Source organism: Alteriqipengyuania abyssalis (assembly GCF_019857185.1).
In the GTDB taxonomy this organism is placed as follows: domain Bacteria; phylum Pseudomonadota; class Alphaproteobacteria; order Sphingomonadales; family Sphingomonadaceae; genus Alteriqipengyuania; species Alteriqipengyuania abyssalis.
In genome coordinates this window covers 357,365-383,039 of record NZ_JAHWXP010000003.1, presented here as the reverse complement: position 1 = coordinate 383,039, position 25,675 = coordinate 357,365, and the positions used below count along the sequence as shown (strand labels likewise).

The window sequence follows — 25,675 nt, the reverse complement described above, 5'->3', positions numbered from 1 at the left end:
TTATTCAGACGATCCTGCCGCGCACGCCATGCTCTGTAACCTATGATTTCGGCAAGGTGACGACATGGGCCACGGTCGGCATTACGGATGCAAACGAGAAGCCGCACGCAGACGGCACGAGAGGACACTGACATGGCCGAACAAGATCCGCAGGTAGCACCCGGCCAGGATCGCAGCGAAGGCGATACCTGGGTCGATTTCATGAAGCGCGATTCGCGCGAGGTGCCCGATTTCCTGATTGAGGAAAGCTACGAATATCGTGGCTCCGAACCGATCCCGGCGGAGCGTTACACCAGCGAGGAATTCGCCCGGCTGGAGCGAGAGCGGATGTGGCCTTACGTGTGGCAATTCGCCGCACGCGAGGAAGACCTGCCCGAACCCGGCGATTACATCGTTCACGAGATTGCCGGTCGATCCTGGCTGGTCGTGCGTCAGGAAGACGGATCGGTCCGCGCGATGCACAATGTCTGCCTGCATCGCGGACGCAAGCTTAGAACCGAGGACGGCAGCGCGCCCGATGGCTTTACCTGCCCGTTCCACGCGTTCTCGTGGAACAAGGACGGCAGCTTCAACAAGGCGCCGTGCCAGTGGGATTTCCCGCATCTCAAGGACAAGAACCTCGACCTGCCCGATGCCGAAGTCGGCCATTGGCAGGGCTATATCTTCATCCGCGAGGAGAAGGGCGGCCCGAGCCTGGAGGAATACCTCGCGCCGCTACCCGATCACTTCAAGCGCTGGCGGCACGACGAATGCGTCACCGTGATGCGCGTGGCGAAGGAGGTTCCGGCCAACTGGAAGGTGACGGCCGAGGCCTTCATGGAGGCCTGGCACACGGTCGTCACGCACCCGCAGCTGCTGCCCTTCACCGGCGACTGCAATGGTGCCTACTGGACCTATGGCGATCACGTGAACGTCAACCTGGTGCCGTTCGGGGTGATGAGCCCCCACGTTGCCGAGGGGCAGGGCGAACAGTGGATCGTCGACGAGTTCATCAAGTATAACGGACGCAGTTCCGACAACTACGACCCCGATGCCGATCCGATGGCGATCGAGGTGCCCGAGGGGAAGACCGCGCGCGAGGCGCTGGGCGACCGGATGCGCGAGGTCTATACCGAACAGACCGGTTACGACCACTCGCACGCGACGGACGCCGAAGTGCTCGATGCGCTGGTCTACAACGTGTTCCCCAACTTCGCGCCGTGGGGCGGCTACATGCCCAACATCGTCTACCGCTGGTATCCCGGAAAAACGCCCGATACCTGCGTGATGGAAGTGCGCGTGCTGGCCCGCGTGAAGAAGGGCGAGCCCAAGCCTGCGGGCGCGCCGCTCAAGTATCTCACGATCGACCAGAAATGGACCGAGGCGCCCGAGCTGGGCGGGCTGGGCGAAGTGTTCGAGCAGGACATGGACAATCTGCCCTACGTTCAGGAAGGCCTGAAGGTGCACAAGACGGGCGAGGTCCAGCTGGGCAATTATCAGGAGATCCGCCTGCGCCAGTTCCAGGATACCATGATGAAATATATCGACGGCGAACTGGGCGGCGCTGCGCCGGGCAAGAACGCATGAGCGATACCGATCACGGCCCCGATCCGCTGGCCCACGCGACCGAGGACGACCATCCCCAGCGCATCGACTGCGTGCTGGTGGCCGGCGGGCTCTATCACGATATCGACTTCGCCCGGCTGGAACTGCTCAAGCTGCTGGCCGAGCATCCCGAGGTCCGTACCCGTGTGTTCGAGGATTATGAGAATCTCGACGCCCTGCGCGAAGCGGACATGATCATCTCGTATACCTGCGACGTGGTCCCCTCGCTCGCCGCGCAGGAGGTCTTGCGCGACTGGCTGGATGCGGGCGGGCGCTGGTATGCGCTGCACGGGACCAATTCGATCCTGCGCCTGATGGACGACGGCGTGTGGGAGGCCCCGCGCTGGGCCCCGCTGATGATGGACCTGCTGGGCAGCCAGTTCGTCAGTCATCCGCCGATTGCGCCCTATACGGTGACGGTCGCCGATCCCACGCACCCGCTGGTCGAAGGGGTCGAGCCGTTCGAGACCACCGACGAGCTCTATCATCTGGAAACGCACGGCGACCTGCATGTGCTGCTGGAGACCGAGACTGCGGAGGAAGGCACCGGTTTTCGCGAGGCGGCCGATGCGCCGGGCAAACATCCGGTTTTCTATCTGAAGCCGCGCGGGAAAGGCGGCGTGCTCTACAACACGCTGGGCCATTGCCGGGGGCATTACGACCTTCAGCCGCTGGCGCCGTGGTGGCCCACTCTCGATCGCTGTGCGTGGGATCTGCCGGTGTTCTACGACCTGCTGCGGCGGGGTATCGGCTGGCTCAAGGATCGCGAGCCAGCCTGACCTCCAAGGCTCCCGGGGAGCCCCGGCCTAGCTGGCAAGGGCGAACCGGTCGAGCGCGGCGTCGGGCGCTTCGGGCCAGCGCGACAGCACCATCAGCCGCTTGTGCCCCTGGCCGATCGACAGTTCCTGCGTGATTCCCATCGCGCCGTGCAGCTGGATCGCCTCGTGGCCCAGCTCGATCCCCGTTTCCGCGATGAAGGCGCGCGCACCGTCCAGGCGCTTCGCATAGTCCGGCGTGCCCTCGCTCACGATCGCGAAGTCGAGCAGCGACTTGGCCTGTTCGAGCTTGGCATAGAGCGCGGCCATGCGGTGCTGGATCGCCTGGAAACGGCTGAGCGGCTGGTCGAACTGCTCGCGCTGACGCAGGTAGTCGAGCGTGTGTTCGAACAAGCGCTCCATGATCCCGACCATCTCGGACGAGCGGGCGAGTGAGGCGGTCTGCTCCACCTGCGCGAGCAGGCGCGCGCCGTTCTCGATCCGCGCGATCGGGCGCACGTCGGTCAGCCGCAGCATGGCCGCCATCGAGCCATCGGCCACACGCCAGGTTTCGACATCGAGGCCATCGGCGTCGGCAGCGACGAGATAGATCGCGCCGCCGTCGGCGACATCGTCATCGAGCGCGCTGACCAGATAGAGATCGGCGCCGCAGCCGCCCATCGTGAACGGCTTGGTGCCCGTGATCTGCACGGTGTCGCCCGTCTTGCGCGCCTGTGTGCGCAGCCCGCTCCAGCCGCCCGGGGCATCGAATTCGTTGTGGGCGAGGGCAGCACGTTTTGCCCCGCTCGCGAGATCGTCCGCCCATTGCCCGGCAATCTCGTCCTGCGCACGTACGAGAATGCCGCCTGCCAGCAGCGCGCAGTCGATCAGCGGCTCAACCGCGAGACCGCGCCCCATGGCGTGATGGATCAGCGAGATCGACGTTGCGCCGAGGTCCAGCCCGCCGGCTTCTTCGGGATAGCTGGCGGCGAGAATCCCCAGTTCCCCCAGCAACGCCCAGTTTCGGGGTGCGAAGCCGCACGGTTGTGATTGATACTCGCGTCGTTCCTCCCCCGCATACTGGTTGTCCAAAAAGCGTTCGGCGACGGCCTTCAGCATCTGCTCGTCTTCCGTCAGGTCGAAATTCACGGTTTCTCCTTCTCCCGTCAGCTGCTGAAAATAGCGGAGCGGGAACCGCGCTGCCTCTCCCCAAAAGGCTAGCTGTGCGAGGTTGCTGGGCAGGGCCGCAGGCCGTATTGGGGGTGACGGAGAGAACATGTCTGAATTTCAATTGAAGGATCTGACCTCGGTCAGGATCACCGACCAGGACGACATCCGCCCAGCGGCGGAGGCTCTGCACGCAGTTGCATTGGAGCGTGGCTATCGCGTTGCCCCGGCGCACGACATTGCCGACAAGCGCACGCCGGTGGACAAGGATGGCAATGTTCTAGCTCTGGAGGTGTTCGGTTGGCCGGGCGATGAAACCGCCTGGTGGCGCAATTCGCGGATCGCGCTCGACAGCCCGATCACCACCGCCTGCCGCTTCGAGAACGAACCGTACTGGGTGAACGAGGACGGTTTCCGGACCCGCCTTCCCAACGCCTATCTCGAAAAGATCGACATGACCAATTTCGCCAAGCGCGCGATGACGCGTGCGGCGATCGTGGTGCCGGTGCACATGGCGTTCGGGCGGATCGGCGCGGTCAGCTTCAATCCGCTGGACGAGGACCAGACCGATCTTGCCGCGGATTACGAGGACTATGCCGATCTGTTCGCGATCCTCTCACGTGCGTTCATTTCCAGCTATACCGTGGTGATGACCTCGCCCGAGCCGCTTCCGGCGGGCTCGCGCCTGTCGAAGCGAGAGGTCGAATGTCTGCGCTGGGCGGCGATCGGCAAGACCGATCTGGAAATCAGTATGATCATGTCGCGCAGCCGTGCGACCGTGCGATTCCATATGCACAATGCTTCGATCAAGCTGAACGCGGTCAATCGCAGCCAGACGGTCTTCAAGGCCGCGCAGCTCGGTTATATTTCCCAGAACAACTGAGGCCCGCCAGCCGGATCAGGCTCCCATCCGCTCCGCTGCCAGCAGGCCGAGCGCCATCGCCGGGGCATTGGTGTTGCCGGTCACATGGCCGGGAATGACCGAGCAGTCGACCACGCGCACGCCCTCGACCCCGCGAACGCGCAGGTCCGGGTCGACCACCGTTTCGTCGCCCGAGCCCATCCGGCAGGTGCCGATCCCGTGAAGTCCGCAGCTCGAATAGCGGCGGAAGAAGGCCAGGATGTCCTCGTCGCTATCGACTTCGCGGCCGGGCAGCATCTCCTCGCCCACCTTGTCGCCCAGCGGTGGCGCATCAACGAAAGCGCGCATCTTGCGGACCATTGCGACGGCGCTCGCGCGGTCGTGCTCGGTCGAGAGGAAGTTGGGCGTGATTTCGGGCGCATCGTCGAGGTCCGGCCCACCGATCGCAATATTCCCCTCACTGGTCAGGCGCAGCAGCGAGCCATAGATGGTCAGCCCTGGGCGCCGGTCGATCTTGTCGAGCGGGACGGGATTGTTCTCGTCCCCGACTTCGAAGGTGTAGCCCCCGAGGTAGAACTGCGCGTCGGTCCGCCCGTCGGGGTGGTAGACGTTGAGGAACGCGCCGACCTCGAACGGGCCGGTCGCCATGATCCCGCCGCCGGTCAACAGGTAGCGCGCCATCGCGAGCGCCGCGCCAGTCCCGTAGAAATGCCGGTTGGTGCCTTTTCCGCGATCCAGTCGGTAGGGCATCGAGAGCGAGAGGTGTTCGTTGAGGTGATGCCCGACATGGGAATTGTCGACCAGCGGCGCGACGCCTCGTTCCTGCAACAAGGTGGCATCGCCGATCCCCGAACGCTGCAGCAGCAACGGGCTTTCGATCGCGCCTGCACACACGATCACCTCGCCCGCGCACGCGAAATGCTGGCGCTCTCCGTCGACAGCCACTTCGATCCCGGTTGCGCGGCGTCCGTCGAAAGTAATGCGCTGCGCGCGCGCGCCGGTGACCACGGTCACGTTGTCGCGCTTGCGGGCAGGCCGCAGGAAGGTCTGCGCCGCGCTTTCCCTTTTGCCCTTGCGGATGTTGTGGCTGTAATATCCGACCCGCGCGCCGGGGCGGGCGTTGAGTTCACGCACGCGCGACAATTGCAGGCTCTCGCCCGCCGCAATCATGTCTTCGGCCAGCGGATAGGTGAAGATCTCGGGCTCGACATGGACCCGCCCGCCCGATCCCAAGCGGTCGGTTGGGCCGTCGGCGTGATCTTCCAGCCGCTTGAAGGCACCCAGCATTGCGGCCGCGTTCCATCCGGTTGCGCCGTGATCGCGTTCCCACGCGTCGTAATCCTCGTCCTCGCCCCGGCTCCAGATCATGCCGTTGACCGAGCTCGATCCGCCCACGCCCTTGCCGCGAATCCAGAATTCGCTGGCCTCGCCTTCCGGAATGCGTGGCTGGGTAACCTTGTAGGCCCAGATCTTGTCGGGGTTGGTGACCAGCTTGGCGACGCCCTTGGGCACGCGGTTCCAGAACCCGCTCTCGCCGCCAGCCTCCAGCACCAAGACCCGGTGGCGGCCGCTCGCGCTCAGCCTTTCGGCCATGACGCAGCCGCTCGAACCTGCGCCGACCACGATGTAATCCCACTCACCAGCCATGCCGCTCTCCCTTTTGTGGTGTCATCCCACGCATGGCGGCCTGGTGTGACCTAGCACTTTGGGGAATGGGATAGGCTGCGAAGACACGACTATCGTTGCCTCCAAGATGAGAGGGAAAGAGGTGTCGATGCGCGCGATAGCCGAAGGGCTGTTTACACAGGACGTGCCGCCGAGGCTGATCGGCGGGCGCAATCGCCATACCGGCCGGATCGTGTTTCCCTGTCCGGAAAACGGAGATTTCGAGCCGCATCCGCTTTCGAGCGAGGGCAGCTTGTGGTCCTATACGATCCAGCGTTTCCGCCCCAAGTCGCCGCCCTATGAAGGGCCGGAGAACTTCAGCCCCTGGGCGCTTGGCTATGTCGCATTGCCGGGGGAGACGATCGTCGAGGCGCGGCTGGTCAATGTCGCGTTCGAGGATCTGGCGATCGGCATGCCGCTGCGCTTCACGCTCGCGGCGCTGGACGACCAGGCGGAGCAGCCGCGCGCGATCCCTGCGTTCGAACCCGTGGAGACCGCAGCATGAGCGATGTGTGCATTATCGGCGTGGGGATTCATCCGTTCGGGCGAACCGACGGGGTCGAAGGGATCGACCAGGGTGTGTTCGCGGTACGCGAAGCGCTTAGGGATGCCGGGGTCGAGTGGCCCGACATCCAGTTCGCCTATGGCAGTTCGGATGCGGCGGGCAATCCCGATACGATGGTGGAGCGGCTGGGCCTTACCGGGGTTCAGTTCATCAATGTGCGCAATGGCTGCGCGGCGGGCGGCTCGGCGCTGTTCAGCGCGCAGATGGCGATCAAGTCGGGCGATTTCGACCTCGGCATCGCGGTCGGCTTCGACAAGCATCCGCGCGGCGCTTTTGATGCGAAGCCCGCCGAATACGGTCTGCCTGACTGGTATGGCGAAGCCGGCTACATGGTCACCACGCAGTTCTTCGCGATGAAGATCATGCGCTACATGGAACTGCACGGCATCTCGCGCGACAGCCTGGGCCGCGTGGCCGAAAAGGCGTTCCGCAATGGTGCACACGCGCCCCACGCGTGGCGGCGCGAGCCGATCGATCTGGAGACGATCCTCCAGGCACCGATGATCAGCGATCCGTACAGCAAGTACATGTTCTGCTCGCCCGCCGAGGGCGGGGTCGCGCTGATCCTGGCGAGCGAGCGCAAGGCGCGTGAACTTGGCTGCAAGCCGATCCGGCTGAAGGCGGCGACGATGCGGACCCGCCCGCCGGGCAGTTTCGAGGTCTTCGCCCCGTCGATCGATATCGAACGTGGCGGAACCGCCACCGCGCTGGCCAGTGCGGCGGCGTTCGAGGCGGCGGGGATCGGTCCGGACGAGATCGACATCGCGCAATTGCAGGACACCGAGGCGGGCGCAGAAATCATGCACATGGCCGAGAACGGCTTTTGTGCCGACGGCGAGCAGGAGGCCTGGCTGGCCGAGGGGGCGACCGCGATCGACGGGCGGCTTCCGGTCAACACCGATGGCGGCTGCATTGCCTGCGGCGAACCCATCGGGGCGAGCGGCCTGCGGCAGGTCTACGAAAATGTCATTCAGCTGCGCGGCGATGCCGGGGCGCGACAGGTGCCGGGCGATCCCAAGACCGCCTACAGCCATGTCTATGGCGCACCCGGCGTTTCCGCAGTGACGATCCTGGAGCGATAGATGGATATTGCGCTGACCGAAGAAGAAGAGCGCTTCCGCAGCGAGCTTCAGCAGTGGCTGAAGGCCAACCTCACACCCGAGCTCAGGCGTGGGGCGAGGCTTTCGCCCGGCGTCTTCGCAGAGCCCGACGTGGCCGTTCCGTTCATGGCGAAGCTCAACGAAGAAGGCTGGCTGGCCTACCAGTGGCCCGAGGCGCATGGCGGGACCGGCTGGTCCGCGACCAAGAAGTACATCTTCGAAAAGGAACTCGCGCTCGCAGGCGCGCCCAACTCTGCGGTCATGGGGACCAAGCTGGTCGCGCCGGTGCTGTGGACCTTCGGCAGCGATGCGCAGAAGGACTATTACCTTCCCCGCATTCTCTCGGGCGAGGACTACTGGTGCCAGGGCTTTTCCGAACCCGGCTCGGGTTCGGACCTCGCCAGCCTCTCGTGCCGCGCGCGGCGCGACGGCGACAAGTACGTGGTCGACGGATCGAAGATCTGGACCACCCATGCGCAGTTTTCCAACCGCATGTTCGCGCTGGTCCGCACCGATAACAGCGGCAAGAAGCAGGCCGGGATCAGCTTCCTGCTGATCGATCTCGACACGCCGGGGATCAGCGTACGCCCGATCCACAACATCGCCGGCGATCACGATGTGAACCAGGTGTTCCTCGAGAATGTCGAGGTGCCGCTCGAGAACCTCGTCGGGGAAGAGGGCGCGGGCTGGGCCATCGCCAAGTTCCTGCTGGAGAACGAGCGCGGCGGATCGTGCCATGCACCCAAGCTCGGCCATGCGCTCGACGTGATCGAACGGGCGGCAGCCGATATGCCCGATAGCGCTGGCGGCATGCTGGCCGATGATCTCGCCTGGCGGCGGCGGGTCGCGCGGCTGCGGTTGCGGCAGGAAGCGCTCGAAATGATCGAACTCAAGATCCTCGCCAATGTTGCCAAGGGGCGCGATCCCGGTCCGCAGACCTCGCTCACCAAGCTCATCGCATCCAGCCTCAATCAGGACATCGATCTGCTGGCGGTCGACCTTTACGGCCCGCGCGCCTTGCAATTGCCGGTCGAGAGGCCGCTATACGGCGAGGATGTGCCCGAGCCGATCGGATCGGAGGACGCGCAGGTTGCGATGGCACGCTATCTCAACAGCCGTGCCTGGAGCATCTTCGGCGGCACCAACGAAGTGCAGTCGACAATTATAGCAAAAACCGTGCTCGGCATGTGAGCGCGAGGGAGAGAGAACCATGCAATTGAGCCGTGAGCAGCTGCTACAGGCCTATCGAAGGATGGCCACGATCCGGGCGTTTGAGGAACGCCTGCACGATGTGATCGCCACTGGTGAGGTCGCCGGGTTCACCCACCTTTATTGCGGCCAGGAAGCGGTCGCGGTGGGCGTGTGCGAACATCTCGATACCGAAGACAAGATCGTCTCCACCCACCGCGGCCACGGGCACTGCCTCGCCAAGGGCTGCGATGTGCAGGGGATGATGAAGGAAATCTGGGGCAGCACCGAAGGCCTGTGCAAGGGCAAGGGCGGCTCCATGCATATCGCCGATGTCGACAAGGGCATGCTGGGTGCGAACGGTATCGTCGGCGCAGGCGCGCCGATCGCGGTGGGCGCGGCGCTGTCCAACAAGCTCGACGGGGAAGGGCGCGTCGCGATCGCCTTCTCGGGCGACGGGGCGTGCAACCAGGGCACCACTTTCGAAGCGATGAACATGGCGGTCGTCACCAACGCGCCGTGCATCTTCGTGTTCGAGAACAACCACTATTCCGAACATACCGGCGATGACTACGCGGTCGGCACCGCCAACGACATTGCCAGCCGCGCGGAAGCCTTCGGCATGCGCGTGTGGCGTGCGGACGGCTGCGATTTCTTCGCTGTCTACGAGACCATGCGCGAACTGCTCGAATATGTCCGTGCCGGCAACGGCCCGGCGGCGGTCGAGTTCGATACCGAGCGTTTCTACGGCCACTTCGAAGGCGACCCGCAGAACTATCGCGGCGATGGCGAACTCGACCGGATCCGCAAGGAACGCGACTGCCTGCAGATATTCCGCCAGCGAGTTTCCGAAGCCGGACTGCTGGAAACCGATGCGCTCGACGAGCTCGACAAGGCGGCGCACGCCGATGTCGAGGCGGCGGTGGAGGCGGCACGCGCCGCCCCCCGGCCGACCGCCGAGGATGTCCTCACCGATGTCTATGTCACTTATTGAAGAGCGCTGAGTTATGGCTGAAATGATGTATCGCGACGCGGTTCGCGAAACGATCCGCGAAGAAATGGCCCGCGACGAAAGCGTCGTGGTGCTTGGCGAAGACGTGGTCGGCGGCATGGGGACCGCTGGCGGGCCGGAGGCGATCGGCGGTATCTGGTCGACCTCCACCGGGCTGTTCGAACAGTTCGGCGCATCCCGCGTGATCGACACGCCGATCTCCGAAAGCGCGATCGTCGGCACTGCCGGCGGCCTCGCGCTCAGCGGTAAGCGTCCGGTGGCCGAGTTGATGTTCGCCGACTTCATCGGGGTCAGCCTCGACCAGTTGTGGAACCAGATCGGCAAGTTCCGCTACATGTTCGGCGGCAAGACGCGCTGCCCGGCGGTGATCCGCATGGCCTATGGCGGCGGGTACAACGCCGCGGCGCAGCACAGCCAGTGCGTCCACCAGATCCTGACCGGAATGCCGGGCCTCAAGGTGGTCATGCCATCCACGCCCGAAGACGTGCGCGGCCTGCTGCGCACCGCAATTCGCGGCGACGATCCGGTGATGTTCCTTGAGCACAAGGCGCTCTACGGCGTCTCGGGCGAAGTGCCGGAGGGCGATTACACGATCCCCTTCGGCCATGCGCGTCAGGTAACCGCGGGCGAGGATGTGACGGTGGTCGCCACCGGCATGATGGTCGGCGTGGCCGAGGCCGCGGCGGAGCGGATGGCCGAAGACGGCATCGGTGTCGACCTGCTGGACCTGCGCACGACCAGCCCGATGGACGAGGAAGCGATCCTCGATTCGGTCGAGGTGACCGGGCGTCTGGTGATCGTCGACGAGGCCCCGCCGCGCTGCAATCTGGCGACCGACATTGCCGCGCTGGTCGCGCGCAAGGCGTTTTCCAGCCTGCGTGCCCCGGTCGAGATGGTCACTGCGCCGCACTCGCCCGTGCCCTTCGCGCTTGAGCTGGAGCAGGCCTACCTGCCGTCCGACGACCAGGTCGAAGCCGCGGTTCGCAAAACACTCGATTATCGCTGAGGAGGCGGATGGAATGACCGATCTGCGCGCCTTTTGCATGCCCAAATGGGGCATCGAGATGACCGAGGGAACGCTCGCCGAATGGATGGTGGGCGAAGGCGACGCCTTCAAGAAAGGCGATCTGCTGTGCCTGATCGAAACCGACAAGATCACCAACGAAGTCGAGGCCGAGAAGGACGGCGTCGTTGAACGGATCGTGGTGAAGGCGGGCGGCGATGCCGAAGCCGTCGGCAGCCTGCTCGCCGTGTTCGGCGATGGCAGCGCCGATGCGGAAGCGATCGACAGCTTCGTCGCCGGGTTCAAGCCGACTTCTGCACTTGGCAGCGTCCGCAAGAAGAAACCCGCCGCGCAGAAGGTGGCGGACGATCAGCCGGTGCCGCCCAAGGATGCGAGTGGCGGCGAAAAGAAGCCGGTCAGGATCGACACCAATCGCCCCATCAGCCCCGAAGCGCTCAAGTTCGCCGAGGCCGAGGGCGTGGATATTTCGGGCATCGAGGGTTCGGGTCGCGAGGGCCGGATTACGTTGCAGGACGTGCAGCAGGCGGCGCGCCCGGCGCGTGCGCCTCAGCTGCGCGGTCCGGTCGATCATCCGGAGGAGAACCTTGAGGTGTTCGCCTCGCCGCTCGCCCGGCGGATCGCTTCGCAGAACGGGGTCGATCTGGGCCCGGTTGTAGGGACCGGCCCGCGCGGACGGATCCGCAAGGCCGATGTGCTCAAACTGCTGGAAGGGCAGAGTACCGCCAGCGACGCGCCCTTCGTGCCGGTCGACAACAGGCCGGAGATCGAAGCCTTCGATCGCGTGCGCAAGGTGGTCGCCAAGCGGCTCACTGCGGCCAAGCAGGACATCCCGCATTTCTATCTGCGGACGTCGGTCTGCGCCGATCCGGTTATCGCGTTGCGGCGGCACGCCAATCTGGTGCTGGGGAGCAAGGCCTCGCTCAACGATTTCGTGGTGATGGCGGCGGCGCGTGCGCTGCGGCGTCATCCAGAGGTCAACGTGCAGCTGCATGGCGAGGAAATCCATCGTTTCCCCCACGCCGATGTGTCGGTTGCGGTCGCCTCGCCCAATGGGCTGATGACGCCGATCGTGCGTCAGGCCGACCGGCTCGGCATCGGGCAGATCGCAAAGGCGACCCGTGCGCTGATCGACAAGGCGGAGGCGGGCCGGCTGGGCTACGACGATCTCGACGGCGGGACTTTCACCGTGTCCAACCTCGGCATGTTCGGGATCGAGAATTTCGATGCGATCATCAATCCGCCGCAGGCCGCGATCCTCGCGGTCGGAGCCGCCTCGCGCGTGCCGGTCGAGGGTGAAGACGGGGCAATCGGGTTCGAGACGCGTATCTCGCTGACCCTGTCGGTCGATCACCGTGCGATCGATGGCGCAGCGGGGGCGAAGTTCCTCGCCACCTTCAAGACCCTTTTCGAGAACCCCGAGGAATTGTTCGCCTGAGCAAAGTCCATCGGGGCGTGATCTGCTGGAGAAGAACCAATGCCCAAGCCTGGAAGTCTCGCCGCTCTGGGGCCGTGCGAGCAGCTCGCCTACGTGCCGAGCGACTTCGACGCGGCGCTGAAATACTGGACCGAGACGATGGGGGTCGGCCCCTTCTTCCTGTTCGAGAACATCACGCTGGAGAACATGCGTTATCGCGGCGAGCAGACCGATGCGCGTTTCTCTGTCGCGATGGCCTATTGGAACGACATCCAGATCGAGCTTTTCCGGCCCGAGAACGACGCGCCTGCCCATTATAACGGCGAATACGGGGTGAAAGACCGGCTGCACCACACGCTGGTGATCGTCGAGGATTTCGAGGCGGCGAAGAAAGCGGTCGGCGAGGCGGGGGCCGAGATCATCGTCGAAGGCACCTTTGGCGGCGCGCGGGTCTATTATGTCGATCCCGGCGCGGGGCCGGGCGGGCTGCTGGAGATCCTCGAAAAGTCCGATCAGGGCGAACAGCTTTTCACGATGATGCGCGATGCCGCGCGCGACTGGGACGGCAGCGAGCCGCTGCGGACACTGGGATAGGCCCACGGGCCGGGGGAGAGGGGCGATGAGCGCGCAGCCAATACCGGATCACGTCCCGACAGACCGGGTGGTCGATTTCAACGTGTTCGCGCCGCCCGGTGGGGAGCAGGATTTCTTCGCCGCGTGGAAATCCCTGCTCGGCGGCCCCGGCCTCGTCTGGACGACCGAAAACGGCGGGCACTGGATCGGCGCCTGCGGAGAAGTGGTGCGCAGCCTGTGGGGCGATGCGGAGCGCTTTTCCAACGAAGCGCTCGCGGTGACGCCGGGTCTTGGCGAGGTGATGGAGTTCATCCCGCTCCAGCAGGACCCGCCCGAGCACAAGCCGTTCCGCATGGCGGTGATGAAGGGCTTCGCGAATAATCACGTCGTCGCGATGGAGCCGCTGGTCCGCGAACAGGCGCGCCTGCTCATCGAAGGGCTGATGGGCAAGGGCGGGTGCGAGTTCATGTCGCAATTCGCCGAAATCCTGCCGATCCATATCTTCCTGACGCTGATCGGCGTTCCGCCCGAAGACCGCGCGAAGCTGCGCCCGCTGGGCCAGCAACTGACCCGGCCCGACGGATCGATGACGGTGGTTGAATTGCGTGACGCCGCCGATGCCTATCTGGAGCCCTATATCCGCGAACGGCTGGCCAATCCGGGCAGCGACCTGTTCAGCCGGATCCTCTCGGTCCCGATCGAGGGGCGCGCCTGGACCTTCGACGAGGCACAGCGGATGTGCCGCAATCTGCTGTTCGGCGGGCTCGATACGGTGGTCGCGATGATGGGCAACATGATCATGCACCTCGCGCGCCATCCCGACGATCAGGAGTACCTGCGGGAGGATGCCTCGCGCATTCCCGCCGCAGTCGACGAACTGATGCGCCGCTATCCGACGGTTTCGGTCACCCGCAACTGCGTCGAGACGACCGAGGTCGACGGGGTGGAAGTGCGCGAGGGCGATCTGATCTATCTGCCCAGCGTGCTGCACAATCTCGACCCGGCCTGTTTCGATGACCCGGAGAAGGTGGATTTCGATCGCGGCCTCTCGCCGGTGCGCCATACCACCATGGGGGTCGGCCCGCACCGCTGTGTGGGCGCGGGGCTCGCCCGGCTGGAAGCGATCGTTCTGCTCGAAGAATGGCTCGCCCGTGTGCCGCATTTCTCGCTGGCCGAAGATGTGCAGCCGACGTTTCGTGGCGGCAATGTCGGCTCGCTGCTGCAGCTGGAGCTGCGCTGGGCCGAATAGCAGGGCCCGCCCATCACTGAGATAATCTGAAGGATTGAGAATGATCGAGGTTTCGCAACGCGCCCGGGACATCGGCGATCGGGTGGAGGACTTCGTGCGGAGCAAGATCGCGCCTTACGAGCACGATCCGCGCCGCGACCATCACGGCGCGCCGACCCGCGAACTGGTCCGCGAAATCCGCGCGCTCGCCCGCGAAGCGGGGCTGATGACGCCGCACATCATGGAGGACGGCAGCCACCTGACGCAGGTCGAGACTGCCTATGTGCTGATCAAATCGGGTCTCTCCCCGCTCGGCCCGCTGGCGCTCAACACCAACGCGCCGGACGAGGGCAACATGTACCTGCTGGGCCATGTCGGCAGCGATCATCTGAAGGAGAAATTCCTCTCCCGACTGGTTTCGGGCGACGAGCAAAGCGCGTTCTTCATGACCGAGCCTGCCGACTGGGGCGGGGCCGGGTCCGATCCTTCGATGATGAAGACCACCTGCAAGCTGGACGGCAATCACTGGGTGGTGAACGGGCGCAAGCGCTTTATCACCGGGGCGGACGGCGCAGGCGTGGGCATCGTGATGGCGCGCGCCGAAGGGGTGGACGAAGGCGGCGGGGCCTGCATGTTCCTGGTCGACCTGCCTGATCCCGCCATCCGGATCGAGGGCGCGCCCAACACGATCGACAATTCGATGCCAGGCGGCCACGCGGACGTCACGATCGAGAATCTGCGCGTGCCTGCCGACCAGATGCTCGGCGCGGCGGGTGAGGGTTTCCGCTACGCGCAGGTGCGCCTGTCGCCCGCGCGCCTGTCGCACTGCATGCGCTGGCTGGGCGCGGCGATCCGATGTCAGGAGATCGCCAGCGAATACGCCTGCCGCCGCCAGGCCTTCGGCAAGCCACTGATCGATCACGAAGGCGTGGGCTTCATGCTCGCGCAGAACCAGATCGACCTCAAACAGGCCGAACTGATGATCTATTGGTGCGCCAGTGTGCTCGACACGGGCGATCTGGGCACCACTGAAAGCTCGATGGCGAAGGTCGCCGTATCCGAAGCGCTGATGCGAGTGGCCGACAATTGCGTGCAGGTGATGGGCGGCACCGGAGTGACCGACCAGACCATCGTCGAGCAGGTGTTTCGCGAGCTGCGCGCGTTCCGGATCTACGACGGCCCGACCGAGGTGCACAAATGGTCGCTCGCCAAGAAGATCAAAAAGGCCCACCGCGAGGCCGCCGCGTCGGCATGAGCGCCGCGGCAGAGGGGAATACGGGCACCACGGCTGTCCGCGCGGGCTACGAACTGGACCGTGCGGCGCTGGAGGCATGGCTGTGCGGCCATGTGGACGGGTTTGCCGGACCGCTGGAGGTGGACCAGTTCAAGGGCGGGCAGTCCAACCCGACCTACCGGCTGACCACGCCGACACGCAGCTACGTGCTGCGGCGCAAGCCTCCGGGCGAAATACTCAAGGGTGCGCACGCGGTAGAGCGCGAGGCACGGGTGATGGCGGCGCTGGGCCGGACCGGCTTTCCCGTTCCGGCAATTCACGGCCTGTGCGAGAACGAGAGCGTGCTCGGCACGCCGTTTTTCGTGATGGAGATGGTCGAAGGGCGCATCTTCTGGGACGCGACCTTCCCCGATGTGCCCCGCGATGCGCGGCCGGACTACTTTTCGGCGATGAACGGCGTGCTCGCCCAGTTGCACGGGGTCGATCCCGAGGCGGTCGGGCTGGGCGACTACGGCAGGCCCGGCAACTATTTCGCGCGCCAGATTGCCCGCTGGTCGAAGCAATATCTGGCCGACGAAGAGGCGGGCCGTAATGCGGACATGGACGTGCTGGTCGAATGGCTGCCCGAGAATATTCCGCCGGGCGAGGAAACCGCGATCGTCCATGGCGATCTGCGCTGCGACAACATGGTCTTCGCGCCCGACGAGCCGCGCGTGCTCGCAGTGCTCGACTGGGAACTCTCGACGCTGGGCCACCCGCTCGCCGATTTCGCCTATAACGCGATGATGTACCGGATGCCTCCGGACATCGTGGCAGGGCTGCATGGTGCCGATCTGGCCGCGCTCAATATCCCGAGCGAGGCGGAGTATGTCGCCGCCTACTGCGCACGGACCGGGCGCGAGAGCATTCCCAACTGGGATTTCTACATCGCGTTCAACTTCTTCCGCCTCGCGGCGATCTTCCACGGGATCAAGGGCCGGGTGATCCGCGGCAATGCCGCCAGCGCGCAGGCGGCGGAGCGGGCGACGAAGTTCCCGGTCCTCGCCCGGCTGGCGCGCGAGGCGATGCAGGCCTGCGAGCAAGGGTGATCCTTCACCCCGGCGAGTGATCCGCCTCAGGTCATGAACCGATCCCATGGTCCCGTGATCGCCACGGTGCGCGTGGGCGAGTAGGCGTTTACGAAGAGCCATTTGCCGTCGGGTGAGAAGCAGGCCCCGGCCAGTTCGGTCTGCATGGTCAGCCGGCCGAAATCATAGGCGCGGCCATCGGGCGTAATGCCGCGCAGGTGATTGTCGACCACATCGGTATACTGATCCTCGCACACGATCAGGTGGCCGTTGGGCGAAACGGTCAGGTTGTCGCCGAAATTGAACTGATCCTCGCTTTCGCTCTCGAAGAACAGCTCCACCGTGTCCGGCCCGCGTCCGCGACCGGGGACGAAGCGGAAGATCTGCCCGAGCCCCTTCTGCCCACCGCTGGTCGAGCACACGAACAGGTCGTCGGTGCCCATGTGGATGCCTTCGCCGCGTGCGACCAGCGCCGCGCCCTTCGCGACCGCGCGGATGCGCAGGTCGTCCAGCGGAGCGTCTACGTCGTCGAGGTCGATCCAGCGCGCTTCGTACAGCTTTTGCACCTGCATGCCCGGCGCATCCCAGTTGCGGGTATCGGCGAGGCCGTCGATCACCATAGCCTGCAGCCGTCCGCCCGCGGGCAGATTGCCGCGTTCCTTCGGGATGAAACGATAGAGCACGCCATCGTCGCGGTCCTCGGTCATGTAGACCATCCCCGTCTCCGGATCGAAGCAGGCAGCCTCGTGGTTGAAGCGTCCCATCGCGGTCAGCGCGACGGGATCGACCAGTCCCGAGGCATTGGCGGGCACTTCGAACACCCAGCCGTGATTTTGCGCCAAGCCCTCGCCATAGCGCTGGCCGGGGCCGGTCGGCGATTCCTCGCACGTCAGCCAGGTGTTCCACGGCGTGACCCCGCCCGAGCAATTGCGGATCGTGCCGCCCAGCGTGCGAAACTGGCGCTTTACCTCCAGTGTGTTCGCGTCGAGCACGATATTGGTCGTCCCACCGGGTACGATCTCGCCATTACGGGTGCCGAAGCCCCTGGCGATCGGCCCACCCGCGCCGTCGCCCGGAACCAGTTCGTGGTTTCGCACGAGGGCGATCTCACCATTGCCGAGGTCGAAGCAGCCCATGCCGTCGGCCTTGTCAGGCACGGTCCCGCCATCACTCATGGCCTCGCCGAGGCTGGACAGCAGCCGGTACGAGAAGCCGGAAGGCAGATCGAGCATTCCGGCAGGGTCGGGTTGCAGCGGGCCGTAGGCGGGAACGCTTGCGGTGCCGGCTGCCGTAACCATCCTGTTGGTGGTGCAGCCGCTCGCCAGCAGGGCGCCGAAAGCGGCCCCGGTTCCGACGAGAAACTTGCGGCGGTCGGTCTGGATCGGCGCTGTCTGGATCGGGGGCATCGGGTCTTCCTGTGAGCGGGATGGGGAATCGGTGGCACGCGCCATAACCGAAAATGAGCACGATCGCAGCTTGAAATTGATGATATAATATCACATCTAGCAGCTCGCACATCTCGGCGCATCCCGACGGATGCCGAGCCAACACCAGTGTTGAAAGAAAATCGCCCGATCATGCAAGTTGCCGCATCTCTGCCTCTTCCGCCATCGCCCTCGAACGCCACCGACTACGCGTGTTTCACCGATGACTGGAGCGCGATACGGCGACCGGAACATCCGCTGGTCGTGCAGCGCCGAGCGGTGCCGCTGTGCGACGGGCATGTGCTGACGCGCGATCCGTTTACGTGGCGCGCGAGCGGTGCGCCCGATCGCGCGGCCGCCGCACTCGGCGATCTGCCCGGTGCGCTGGCGGAGGATATCGCCATGCTAGCCACCCGCCTCGCGGCGTTGATGCTCTGCGAAGAGGTCCGCCTGCGGCTCGAGCTGGTCGATGATGATTCCTGCCGCAAGCTCCACGCGGATTTCACCGACCTGCGGCTTATCACCACCTATGCGGGGCGCGGCACGCAATTCGCCTGCGGAAATGTGCCGGACGGGGAGGTGTGGAGTATCGATGCGGGCGATATCGCACTGGTCAAAGGCTGGCAGTTCGGGGAGGGGCACGATCCCTGTCTGCACCGTTCCCCGCCCATCGCAGGCACCGGTGAACGCCGCTTGCTGCTGGCGATCGATACGCCGCGGATCGACCCGGAGCCGGGCGCGTGAGGCCGCGTAGCAGAGGTGTCGCCGCGGCGATGGATGGTGCCGGCGTGACGCTGTCGACCGCCTGCCTCATCCATTGCCTCGTCTTCCCACTGGCCATCGCCATCCTGCCGAGCTGGAGCACTGCGCTCTCGCTGCCGGAAGGGTTTCATCTCGTCATGGTGCTCATCGCGGTGCCGCTGACCAGCTATGTCCTGCTGAAATCGCGGCATGGTGCGGGCAGTGCGGGGGGCCGGCTGGTCCTCGGCTTTGCCGGGCTGGGGCTGATGATCTCGGGTCTGTTCGCCCACACTCTGGCGCTCGAAACCGGGCTCACGACACTTGGCGCGGCACTGGTTGCCGGGGCCCATATTCTCAACTGGCGAAGCCGTGCCAGACCGTGCCGTTCGGCGGAGGTGTCGGACTGATCGACACGGGCGGTGCCGCTGGCGACTTTCAGCGGAGTTCTCGCCCCTTTCCGCCGGTCGGGAAGCAGCGCCTCGAATATATTCAACGCCTATTGAATATATTCGAGGCGCCTCCTAAATCGCGCTCCTGACAGGAGCGTAGAGTGAACAAGCGACGCGGGCCGGGACGGCCCAGAAAGAGCGATACGGATACGAGCGCGGCGATTGCCGACGCCGGCCGACGGCGCTTCGCCACAAGAGGGTACGAAGCGACCTCGCTGCGCGAAATCGCCTCCGACGCGAATATCGACGTCGCGCTGATCGGCTATCGTTTCGGCGGCAAGGTCGGCTTGTGGAAGTCGATCGTCTCGCAATCGGCGAAGGATCTCCACGCGGCGCTCGATCAGGCGCTTGTCGAGACGCAAGCCAGGTCCGCCCGCGAACGTCTGCGTCACGCGATGAGGGCCTTCATCGATTACCAGCTTGCGCACCCGGACATGCCGCGGCTGCTGCTGCGCGACATCACGATCGATTCCGAGCGCAACGACTGGCTGCTCGACGAACTTTCCCTGCCGCTGCACCGCTATTTCTTCGATCTCGCCCAGGCGGCTGCCGCAGAATGCGAGCGCGATGTGCATCACCTGCAATTCAGGGTGGCCAATTTCATCTATGCAGCGGCGAGTACCGTCGCCCGGCGCGTGCGGCTCGCCAAGCTGGTCGATAATGTGGCGGACGACCGCGCGTTCGAAGCGGCGCTCGAAGACACCCTGATCGACGGAGCATTGCGCTGTGAGTGATCGCCCGCCCCTTTTCGACTACGCGGTCAGCTATCGGTTCAAGCCGCATGAGATGCCGATCCTCCCGGGATCGCCTGCCAATCCCGATCATCCGGCGCGTCGCCGCGCGGCCTATCTTGCGATCGGTCTGTTCATCGGGCTCGTCGGGGGCAGCCAGAACGGTTTCCTGCTGGCCAACTCGGGCGCGCTTCAGGCCGAGTTCGCGCTGACGCCGGTGGAGTCGGGCTGGCTTACCGTGGCGTTCTATTCGACCTATTCGTGCATGAGCATGCTGCTGTTTCGCGTGCGGCAGCAGTTCGGCATCCAGCCTTTCGTCCGCTGGGCGATGGCAGGGCTGGTTGCGGCCAATTTCGTACAGATGATCGGCCCGGGCTATTATCCCGAACTGGCGGCGCGCGCGGTGGCAGGGATTACGGCCAGCGGCCTGTCCGCACTGACGATCTACTACCTCATGCAGGGGCTGCCGGCGGCAATGAGGGTTGCCGGGCTGGTGATTTCGATCGGCCTCAGTCAGATCGCTTTCCCGCTGACCCGGGCGCTGTCGCCGACGCTGCTGGTCGACAGCGATATGAGCCACGTGTTCCAGTTCCAGTTTGCCCTGTCGCTGCTGGGCTTCGGGATGGTCTATCTCCTGCGGCTTCCCCCGGGAGAGAGAAAGGACACGTTCGAGGCACTCGACATTCCGAGCATTGCGCTCTTCATCATCGGTGTCTGCGCGCTCTGCACGTTCCTGATCCAGGGCCGCATCCAGTGGTGGGATACGCCGTGGCTGGGTTATGTGCTGGTCGTCGCGATCCTCGGCCTGGGCGGCTGCTTCCTGATCGAGGCCAATCGCAAGAGCCCGATGCTCGACCTGAGCTGGCTGTCGAGCCGCGCGGTCCTCAGTCTCGCTGTGATTGGCGCGACGGTGCGCGTACTGGTTGCCGAACAGGGCTTCGGTGCGAGCGGGATGTTCTCCGCACTGGGCTATAGCAACGACCAGCTGATCGGATATTTCTGGGTGCTGACCGGCGCGACCACCGCCGGGATGGTGCTCTCGGTCGTTCGTCTCGATCCCAAGGATCTGACGCGTCCGGTGCTGTTCGCGATTCTTGTGATCTGCATCGCCGCCTTTGCCGACACCCGAACCGGGGTCATGACACGGCCACAGGACGTGTACTGGACACAGGCCGCGATCGCTTTCGCCGCGGTGTTCGCGATGGGCCCGATCATGATGGAAGGCATGGTCCGCGCGCTGGTCGCAGGGCCGAGGTTCGTGATCAGTTTCATCGCGATCTTTTCGCTGTCGCAGTCGATCGGCGGACTTGCAGGCTCCTCGCTGCTCTCCGCCTTCTACACGATCCGTCTGAAGACCCACCTGATTGACGCGGGAAGCACGCTAACGTTGGGCAATATCCAGCTCGCGCAGGCGCTTTCGAACGCGACCCGGCGGATCGCGCCGGTTCAGTCGGACCCGGCGCTGCAGCAGCAGGCGGCCTCCGCCAGCGTCTCGCAGTCGGTCGGGCGCGAGGCCGCGGTGCTGGCATTCAACGATGTGTTCTTCCTCGTCGGCACGCTCGCCGCGATAACCTTCGCCGTGGTGCTCTTGCCGTGGCTCATCAACAAGATACGCGGGCGCAATCCGCTCGCCAAGGAACTGGCTTCGCTTGAGGCCATGCTCGCAAGGACCAGACAATGACAAACTCCCCTTCCCAGACCGAGCCAGAACCCGAGGTTGTTGAAGACGCGCCCGCAGAGGCGGAGTCGGACAAGGGCTGGTCTCCCAATGCTTCGCGCCGACGTATCATCGTCGCGGTCCTGCTGATTCTGGCAGGCGTGCTCGCCGCGCTTTATGCCTGGGGCCTCCCGCCCTTCGCCGGCGGCGACGAGACGACGAACAATGCCTATGTGCGCGGCCGTACGACGGTGGTGAGCCCGCAGGTCGCCGGTTATCTGACCGAAGTGCCCGTCACCGATTTCCAGCGGGTCGAAAAGGGCGATCTGCTGGCGCGGATCGACGATGCGCCCTTCCAGCAGAAGGTCCTGCAAGGCTCGGCGAATTCCGCCGCGCAGCAGGCTGCACTGGCCAATAGCGCGCAGAGCCTGCGCTCCGCCCAGGCGCAGCTCAAGCTGCAGACCGCTGCGGTGACGAGCGCGCGCGCCGCGCTGCAAAAGGCGCAGGCGGACATGAACCGCATCGCCGAACTGGTCGACGAAGGATCGGTCTCTCTGCGCGAGCGCGATCAGGCGCGCGCCGCCTTGCAGCAGGCGCAGGCAGGTGTGCAGCAGGCAGAGGCCCAGCGGGCTATCGCTGCCGAGAACGTGCGCTCGGTCACGGTCGGACGCGGTGGGCTGGAAGCGCAGGTTGCCGGTGCCGAGGCATCGAAAGACCTCGCCGAGATCGAGCTTTCCCGCACCGAAATCCGCGCGCCGCGTTCGGGCCGCCTGAGCGAGATTACCGCCCGTGTCGGCCAGCTCGTCAGCGCGGGGACGCAGCTGATGTACATCGTGCCGGACGAGCTGTGGGTGGTCGCGAACTTCAAGGAAACCCAGACCGCCGACATGGCGGTGGGCCAGCGCGCCACGCTGGAAGTCGATGCGCTCGGCGGGCTGGAACTGACCGGCCGGGTGCAGAGCATCGCGCCTGCCGCCAGCAGCGAATTCAGCATCGTTAAGCCGGACACGGGCGCGGGCAATTTCGTGAAGGTGCCGCAGCGCATCGCGGTGCGCATCGTGCTCGACAAGGGCCAGAAGGCTGCCGAGCGGCTGGGGCCTGGCATGTCGGTCGTCGCAACCGTTCACACTAAGGAGTGATCGCCATGCGCAAGTCTCTTGCCCTTCTGTTCACATCCGCGCTCGCTCTGTCAGCCTGCGCGCCAACCTTGCAGGACGCTCCTGTTGGCACCGCTGTGACGCCGCCAATCGAATGGCGTACCCAGCTTGGTGCGAGCGCCCCGGTCGAAGCGGCCTGGTGGGAGAGTTTCGGCGATCCGCAGCTCTCGCGCCTTGTCGAGCAGGCGCGGCTCAACAATCCCGATGTCCGCATCGCGGCGGCACGGGTGGATGAGGCACGCGCGACCGAACAGGCTTCACGCGGGTACCTGCTGCCATCGCTTGGCGTGGGCGTCGAAGGCGGCGTGCAGCGCGAGGTTTCGGCGCTGGGGCGGCCACAGGAGTCGGTTGCGGCCCAGCCGACCTTTCGCGCCTCCTACGAACTCGACCCGTTCGGCAAGAACGCCGCGCGGGTCGATGCGGCAGAGGCGGGCGTCGCGGCGAGCGCTGCGGCTGAGGAAGCCGCTCGCCTCGCAGTGAGTGCTGCCACCGCCACGGGCTATATCACGCTGCTCGCGCTGGATGCCCGGCTCGCGGTGCTGGAAGATACGCTGGCGGCGCGTCAGGAGGCGCTCAAGTTCGCCCGCGACCGTGCCGAGGTCGGCTATACCTCGCAGCTGCCCTTGCGGCAGGCGGAGGCCGAATATCAGGCGACCGCGCAGCTGGTCCCGCAATTGAAGGCGCAGATTGCGCGGCAGGAGAATGCGCTCTCGGTCCTGACTGGGGAGCTGCCCGGCGGCATCGAGCGCGGCGGGACGCTGGACGAACTGGTCGCCCCGGCGCCGCCCGCAACGCTCCCTTCGGAACTTCTGCGCCGCAGGCCGGATATCGCGGCGGCGGAATACCGGATTGCCGCAGCCGATGCCAAGATGCGCGTCGCGCGCGCCGATTTCATGCCGTCGATCGATCTGGGGGCGAGCGCGGGGCTGGCCCTCTCCGATCTGCTTGCCGATCCGATCAGCGTCTGGTCGCTCGGCGGAAGCATCCTCGCGCCGATCTTCCAGGGCGGGCGGCTGCAAGCCCAGCTCGACGGAGCGACTGCGCAGCGCGATCAGGCTGCGTGGGCCTATCGCTCCACCGTGCTCGGGGCCTTCCGCGAGGTGGAGGATCGCATGGCAATCCTGGCCAATCTCGGCGAACAGCAGACCGCGCTGGAGGCACAGCAGAGCGCGGTCGCGGATGCGCTGCGCCATGCGCGCAACCGTTACCGCGCCGGATACACGCCCTATATCGAGCAGGTCGATGCGCAGCGCGCGCTGCTCGGGGTCGAACTCTCGCTGGTTCAGGCGAAGGCCGACGAACTGACCACGCTGGTGGGGCTGTATCAGGCGGTCGGCGGCGCCCCGCGCTAGTCGCGGGACACCGCCGAACCTGCTTACGTCTGATCGACCAGCCGCTCCAGCTTGGCGAGCGAGGTCTTCGGATCCTCGTGATAGTCGATGGTCGAGCGCAGCTTGCCCTCGGCATCCATCAGGTAGACCGACGCGGTGTGGTCGATGGTGTAGTCGTCGCCATCGGTCGGTACCTTCTTGTAGAAGGCGTGGTAGGCCTTGGTGACCTTGGCGATTTCCTCGTCCGAGCCGGTCAGGCCGATAATCGGCGTGCCGAACAGGTCGACATAGCGCCCGATATCTTCCGGACTGTCATATCCCGGATCGACCGAGACGAACACGATCCGGAACTTGTCGCCATCCTCACCCATCTGCTTGCGAAGTTTGGCGAGGCTCGCGAGCGTGGTCGGACACACGTCCGGGCATCGGGTGAAACCGAAGAAGATCGCAAACGGCTTTCCCTTCAGTGTCTGGTCGGTGACGGTCGAACCATCCGCGGCGGTGAGTGAGAATGCACCGCCCACTGTGTCGGCATAACCGGCCGGTTGATCAGGCGCAGGCTGCCTGGCCGGCCCGAACAGCGCGAACAGACCCATCCCGGCGACTAGCGCCACGAACAGCCAGACGATCATCCGGAAGGTTCTCAAACCCGCCGCGCGTTCTTCCGGCGTCTGCTCTTCTTCGAGCTCAGGAAACGGATCACTCATCGACCCCTCCCGCCCCATCAGGCCCCTGAGAGCCGACCGGCTCGACGATGAGTTCCACCTCGACCGGCCCGGCCTTTTCGAAGGTGAGCGTCAAGGGAACGGTTTCGCCCCGTTCCAGCGGGCGCTTCAGGCCCATCAGCATAATGTGGAAGCTGCCCGGCTTCAGCGTGACCGTGTCGCCTGCAGGTATCTCCAGTCCATCGGACAGCTGACGCATGCGCATCACGCCGTCGGTCATGTCGACCGTGTGGATCTGCACATCGCCCGCCACCGGGGTCGATCCGCCGGTCAGCCGGTCGGCACCGCTGCCCTCGTTGGCGATGGTCATGAAGGCGCCGCCCGCGTCCTGGCCCTTCGCGGTTTCGCGCGACCAGGGGGCGGTGATGACGAGCTCGCTGCTGGCGTTTTCGCTTGCCGCGCCCTCAGGCTGGGATTGCGAGCTGCACGCTCCGATCGAGAGGATCAGCGCTGCGGCGCCAGCAGCGGCAAAGCCAGCGTGGATGGTCCGCCCCAGCGGTTGGGTCGTCTTGAATTGCATTTTCTATACTCCGAAAGGCCGCGCTGCGCATTCCGGGCGCGCGACGGCAGAACCGACAGGTCAGGCTAGGATTGTCAGGCTGCTGCCGGAGGGCCGCGCAGCGGCGGTCGGAGGTAGGAGTTTCGCTGAAACGCAAGCCGCCGCACCGGCGCCAGGCCAAGCACGAGGATGAAGGCGAAGGCGAGCGCCAGCAGTGCGGCATCGGCCGCACCGTCGGCAGCCTTTGCGAGGCTCGAGAATGCGCAATGCTGGGCCTTCTCCATGCCATCCGAATGCCCGCTGGCCGGCTTCTTGCCCGGGATGACCAGCTGCATCTGCTTGAGACCGGCGGAGGCATCGGAACAGATCGTCACCGAAAGAACGGTGTCGCTGCCAGCGGACACCATGAAGCCCGCAGGGATTATCGCCCGGATAAAAAACGCCGCCAGTAGCAGCGCGAGCGCAAGGTGTCGGTATTCCCGAATCGAGGCGCGCAAGGACTGCATCGGCCGATCACACTAAA

25 protein-coding genes are annotated in these 25,675 nt (G+C 65.3%); 19 read left to right on the top strand and 6 right to left on the bottom strand.

Features of this window, described 5'->3' with window-relative positions:
- Positions 1-132: 132 nt before the first annotated feature.
- The gene (locus KYN89_RS11675; RefSeq protein ID WP_054527012.1) at positions 133-1,566 is read left to right on the top strand and encodes an aromatic ring-hydroxylating oxygenase subunit alpha; all 1,434 of its coding nucleotides are present in this window, start codon (positions 133-135) and stop codon (positions 1,564-1,566) included.
- Positions 1,563-2,363, top strand: a complete 801-nt coding sequence (locus KYN89_RS11670; protein WP_222825219.1) for a ThuA domain-containing protein — start codon at positions 1,563-1,565, stop codon at positions 2,361-2,363. The genes KYN89_RS11675 and KYN89_RS11670 overlap by 4 nt, the downstream gene beginning before the upstream one ends.
- 27 nt (positions 2,364-2,390) lie before the next feature.
- Here the strand turns inward: KYN89_RS11670 and KYN89_RS11665 are convergent, their stop codons facing one another.
- The gene (locus tag KYN89_RS11665; RefSeq protein WP_222825218.1) at positions 2,391-3,488 is read right to left on the bottom strand and encodes an acyl-CoA dehydrogenase family protein; all 1,098 of its coding nucleotides are present in this window, start codon (positions 3,486-3,488) and stop codon (positions 2,391-2,393) included.
- A 127-nt stretch (positions 3,489-3,615) separates the two neighbouring features.
- Between KYN89_RS11665 and KYN89_RS11660 the strand changes: the two genes are divergently transcribed.
- Positions 3,616-4,389 carry a helix-turn-helix transcriptional regulator gene (locus KYN89_RS11660; RefSeq protein ID WP_222825217.1) on the top strand — a complete coding sequence of 258 codons (774 nt, stop codon included), beginning with the start codon at positions 3,616-3,618 and terminating at the stop codon, positions 4,387-4,389.
- A gap of 15 nt (positions 4,390-4,404) precedes the next feature.
- Here KYN89_RS11660 and KYN89_RS11655 read toward each other — a convergent pair whose 3' ends face one another.
- Positions 4,405-6,015 carry a GMC family oxidoreductase gene (locus KYN89_RS11655; RefSeq protein ID WP_222825216.1) on the bottom strand — a complete coding sequence of 537 codons (1,611 nt, stop codon included), beginning with the start codon at positions 6,013-6,015 and terminating at the stop codon, positions 4,405-4,407.
- A 127-nt stretch (positions 6,016-6,142) separates the two neighbouring features.
- On the opposite strand from KYN89_RS11655, the gene KYN89_RS11650 reads away from it, so the two are divergent.
- Genes KYN89_RS11650 through KYN89_RS11605 form a run of 10 tightly spaced genes read left to right on the top strand, consistent with a single transcriptional unit; the run spans position 6,143 to position 16,459 of the window.
- Complete coding sequence (locus KYN89_RS11650; protein ID WP_222825215.1) at positions 6,143-6,538, top strand: Zn-ribbon domain-containing OB-fold protein; 396 nt, start codon at positions 6,143-6,145, stop codon at positions 6,536-6,538.
- Positions 6,535-7,680, top strand: coding sequence for a thiolase family protein (locus tag KYN89_RS11645; RefSeq protein ID WP_222825214.1), 1,146 nt, complete (start codon positions 6,535-6,537; stop codon positions 7,678-7,680). Before KYN89_RS11650 ends, KYN89_RS11645 begins: the two co-directional genes overlap by 4 nt.
- Entirely contained in the window at positions 7,681-8,889 is a 1,209-nt protein-coding gene (locus tag KYN89_RS11640) for an acyl-CoA dehydrogenase family protein (protein WP_222825213.1), read from the top strand.
- A 19-nt stretch (positions 8,890-8,908) separates the two neighbouring features.
- Entirely contained in the window at positions 8,909-9,880 is a 972-nt protein-coding gene (locus KYN89_RS11635; protein ID WP_222825212.1) for a thiamine pyrophosphate-dependent dehydrogenase E1 component subunit alpha, read from the top strand.
- Between the two features lie 13 nt (positions 9,881-9,893).
- Positions 9,894-10,904: an alpha-ketoacid dehydrogenase subunit beta gene (locus tag KYN89_RS11630; protein WP_222825211.1), complete on the top strand. Its 1,011-nt coding sequence runs from the start codon at positions 9,894-9,896 to the stop codon at positions 10,902-10,904.
- Between the two features lie 13 nt (positions 10,905-10,917).
- The gene (locus KYN89_RS11625; protein ID WP_222825210.1) at positions 10,918-12,357 is read left to right on the top strand and encodes a 2-oxo acid dehydrogenase subunit E2; all 1,440 of its coding nucleotides are present in this window, start codon (positions 10,918-10,920) and stop codon (positions 12,355-12,357) included.
- Positions 12,358-12,396: 39 nt separating this feature from the next.
- Positions 12,397-12,930, top strand: coding sequence for a VOC family protein (locus KYN89_RS11620; RefSeq protein WP_222825209.1), 534 nt, complete (start codon positions 12,397-12,399; stop codon positions 12,928-12,930).
- A 25-nt stretch (positions 12,931-12,955) separates the two neighbouring features.
- The gene (locus KYN89_RS11615) at positions 12,956-14,158 is read left to right on the top strand and encodes a cytochrome P450 (protein WP_222825208.1); all 1,203 of its coding nucleotides are present in this window, start codon (positions 12,956-12,958) and stop codon (positions 14,156-14,158) included.
- Positions 14,159-14,198: 40 nt separating this feature from the next.
- Positions 14,199-15,392, top strand: coding sequence for an acyl-CoA dehydrogenase family protein (locus KYN89_RS11610; protein WP_222825207.1), 1,194 nt, complete (start codon positions 14,199-14,201; stop codon positions 15,390-15,392).
- Positions 15,389-16,459, top strand: coding sequence for a phosphotransferase (locus KYN89_RS11605; protein ID WP_222825206.1), 1,071 nt, complete (start codon positions 15,389-15,391; stop codon positions 16,457-16,459). Before KYN89_RS11610 ends, KYN89_RS11605 begins: the two co-directional genes overlap by 4 nt.
- Before the next feature lie 26 nt (positions 16,460-16,485).
- Here the strand turns inward: KYN89_RS11605 and KYN89_RS11600 are convergent, their stop codons facing one another.
- On the bottom strand, positions 16,486-17,844 hold the full coding sequence (locus KYN89_RS11600; RefSeq protein WP_248285195.1) for an alkaline phosphatase PhoX: 1,359 nt from the start codon (positions 17,842-17,844) through the stop codon (positions 16,486-16,488).
- Positions 17,845-18,015: 171 nt separating this feature from the next.
- Here KYN89_RS11600 and KYN89_RS11595 point away from each other — a divergent pair, with 171 nt between their 5' ends.
- From KYN89_RS11595 to KYN89_RS11570, 6 genes are all read left to right on the top strand, one after another.
- The gene (locus KYN89_RS11595; protein ID WP_222825204.1) at positions 18,016-18,606 is read left to right on the top strand and encodes a DUF1826 domain-containing protein; all 591 of its coding nucleotides are present in this window, start codon (positions 18,016-18,018) and stop codon (positions 18,604-18,606) included.
- 29 nt (positions 18,607-18,635) lie between these two features.
- Positions 18,636-19,010 (top strand): MerC domain-containing protein, encoded by a 375-nt coding sequence (locus KYN89_RS11590; protein ID WP_222825203.1) that lies wholly within the window; start codon positions 18,636-18,638, stop codon positions 19,008-19,010.
- A 143-nt stretch (positions 19,011-19,153) separates the two neighbouring features.
- A complete protein-coding gene (locus tag KYN89_RS11585) occupies positions 19,154-19,786 on the top strand; it encodes a TetR/AcrR family transcriptional regulator (RefSeq protein ID WP_222825202.1) in 633 nt (210 codons plus the stop codon).
- Complete coding sequence (locus KYN89_RS11580; RefSeq protein WP_222825201.1) at positions 19,779-21,464, top strand: MFS transporter; 1,686 nt, start codon at positions 19,779-19,781, stop codon at positions 21,462-21,464. Before KYN89_RS11585 ends, KYN89_RS11580 begins: the two co-directional genes overlap by 8 nt.
- Entirely contained in the window at positions 21,461-22,579 is a 1,119-nt protein-coding gene (locus KYN89_RS11575) for an HlyD family secretion protein (RefSeq protein ID WP_222825200.1), read from the top strand. Before KYN89_RS11580 ends, KYN89_RS11575 begins: the two co-directional genes overlap by 4 nt.
- A 5-nt stretch (positions 22,580-22,584) precedes the next feature.
- On the top strand, positions 22,585-23,949 hold the full coding sequence (locus KYN89_RS11570) for an efflux transporter outer membrane subunit (RefSeq protein WP_222825199.1): 1,365 nt from the start codon (positions 22,585-22,587) through the stop codon (positions 23,947-23,949).
- A gap of 23 nt (positions 23,950-23,972) precedes the next feature.
- Here the strand turns inward: KYN89_RS11570 and KYN89_RS11565 are convergent, their stop codons facing one another.
- The 3 genes from KYN89_RS11565 to KYN89_RS11555 all read right to left on the bottom strand — a co-directional run bounded on the left by KYN89_RS11565 (position 23,973) and on the right by KYN89_RS11555 (position 25,658).
- On the bottom strand, positions 23,973-24,635 hold the full coding sequence (locus tag KYN89_RS11565) for an SCO family protein (protein WP_248285194.1): 663 nt from the start codon (positions 24,633-24,635) through the stop codon (positions 23,973-23,975).
- Positions 24,628-25,173, bottom strand: coding sequence for a copper chaperone PCu(A)C (locus tag KYN89_RS11560; protein WP_222825198.1), 546 nt, complete (start codon positions 25,171-25,173; stop codon positions 24,628-24,630). The genes KYN89_RS11565 and KYN89_RS11560 overlap by 8 nt, the downstream gene beginning before the upstream one ends.
- 74 nt (positions 25,174-25,247) lie before the next feature.
- Positions 25,248-25,658 carry a DUF2946 family protein gene (locus KYN89_RS11555; RefSeq protein WP_222825197.1) on the bottom strand — a complete coding sequence of 137 codons (411 nt, stop codon included), beginning with the start codon at positions 25,656-25,658 and terminating at the stop codon, positions 25,248-25,250.
- Between the last annotated feature and the right edge of the window lie 17 nt (positions 25,659-25,675).

Bases quoted from the DNA above. Each gene is read 5' to 3' on its own strand.
- KYN89_RS11675 (WP_054527012.1), top strand. From the start codon at position 133: ATGGCCGAACAAGATCCGCAGGTAGCACCCGGCCAGGATCGCAGCGAA.
- KYN89_RS11670 (WP_222825219.1), top strand. From the start codon at position 1,563: ATGAGCGATACCGATCACGGCCCCGATCCGCTGGCCCACGCGACCGAG.
- KYN89_RS11660 (WP_222825217.1), top strand. From the start codon at position 3,616: ATGTCTGAATTTCAATTGAAGGATCTGACCTCGGTCAGGATCACCGAC.
- KYN89_RS11655 (WP_222825216.1), bottom strand. From the start codon at position 6,015: ATGGCTGGTGAGTGGGATTACATCGTGGTCGGCGCAGGTTCGAGCGGC.
- KYN89_RS11650 (WP_222825215.1), top strand. From the start codon at position 6,143: ATGCGCGCGATAGCCGAAGGGCTGTTTACACAGGACGTGCCGCCGAGG.
- KYN89_RS11645 (WP_222825214.1), top strand. From the start codon at position 6,535: ATGAGCGATGTGTGCATTATCGGCGTGGGGATTCATCCGTTCGGGCGA.
- KYN89_RS11640 (WP_222825213.1), top strand. From the start codon at position 7,681: ATGGATATTGCGCTGACCGAAGAAGAAGAGCGCTTCCGCAGCGAGCTT.
- KYN89_RS11635 (WP_222825212.1), top strand. From the start codon at position 8,909: ATGCAATTGAGCCGTGAGCAGCTGCTACAGGCCTATCGAAGGATGGCC.
- KYN89_RS11630 (WP_222825211.1), top strand. From the start codon at position 9,894: ATGGCTGAAATGATGTATCGCGACGCGGTTCGCGAAACGATCCGCGAA.
- KYN89_RS11625 (WP_222825210.1), top strand. From the start codon at position 10,918: ATGACCGATCTGCGCGCCTTTTGCATGCCCAAATGGGGCATCGAGATG.
- KYN89_RS11620 (WP_222825209.1), top strand. From the start codon at position 12,397: ATGCCCAAGCCTGGAAGTCTCGCCGCTCTGGGGCCGTGCGAGCAGCTC.
- KYN89_RS11615 (WP_222825208.1), top strand. From the start codon at position 12,956: ATGAGCGCGCAGCCAATACCGGATCACGTCCCGACAGACCGGGTGGTC.
- KYN89_RS11610 (WP_222825207.1), top strand. From the start codon at position 14,199: ATGATCGAGGTTTCGCAACGCGCCCGGGACATCGGCGATCGGGTGGAG.
- KYN89_RS11605 (WP_222825206.1), top strand. From the start codon at position 15,389: ATGAGCGCCGCGGCAGAGGGGAATACGGGCACCACGGCTGTCCGCGCG.
- KYN89_RS11600 (WP_248285195.1), bottom strand. From the start codon at position 17,844: ATGCCCCCGATCCAGACAGCGCCGATCCAGACCGACCGCCGCAAGTTT.
- KYN89_RS11595 (WP_222825204.1), top strand. From the start codon at position 18,016: ATGCAAGTTGCCGCATCTCTGCCTCTTCCGCCATCGCCCTCGAACGCC.
- KYN89_RS11590 (WP_222825203.1), top strand. From the start codon at position 18,636: ATGGATGGTGCCGGCGTGACGCTGTCGACCGCCTGCCTCATCCATTGC.
- KYN89_RS11575 (WP_222825200.1), top strand. From the start codon at position 21,461: ATGACAAACTCCCCTTCCCAGACCGAGCCAGAACCCGAGGTTGTTGAA.
- KYN89_RS11570 (WP_222825199.1), top strand. From the start codon at position 22,585: ATGCGCAAGTCTCTTGCCCTTCTGTTCACATCCGCGCTCGCTCTGTCA.
- KYN89_RS11565 (WP_248285194.1), bottom strand. From the start codon at position 24,635: ATGAGTGATCCGTTTCCTGAGCTCGAAGAAGAGCAGACGCCGGAAGAA.
- KYN89_RS11560 (WP_222825198.1), bottom strand. From the start codon at position 25,173: ATGCAATTCAAGACGACCCAACCGCTGGGGCGGACCATCCACGCTGGC.
- KYN89_RS11555 (WP_222825197.1), bottom strand. From the start codon at position 25,658: ATGCAGTCCTTGCGCGCCTCGATTCGGGAATACCGACACCTTGCGCTC.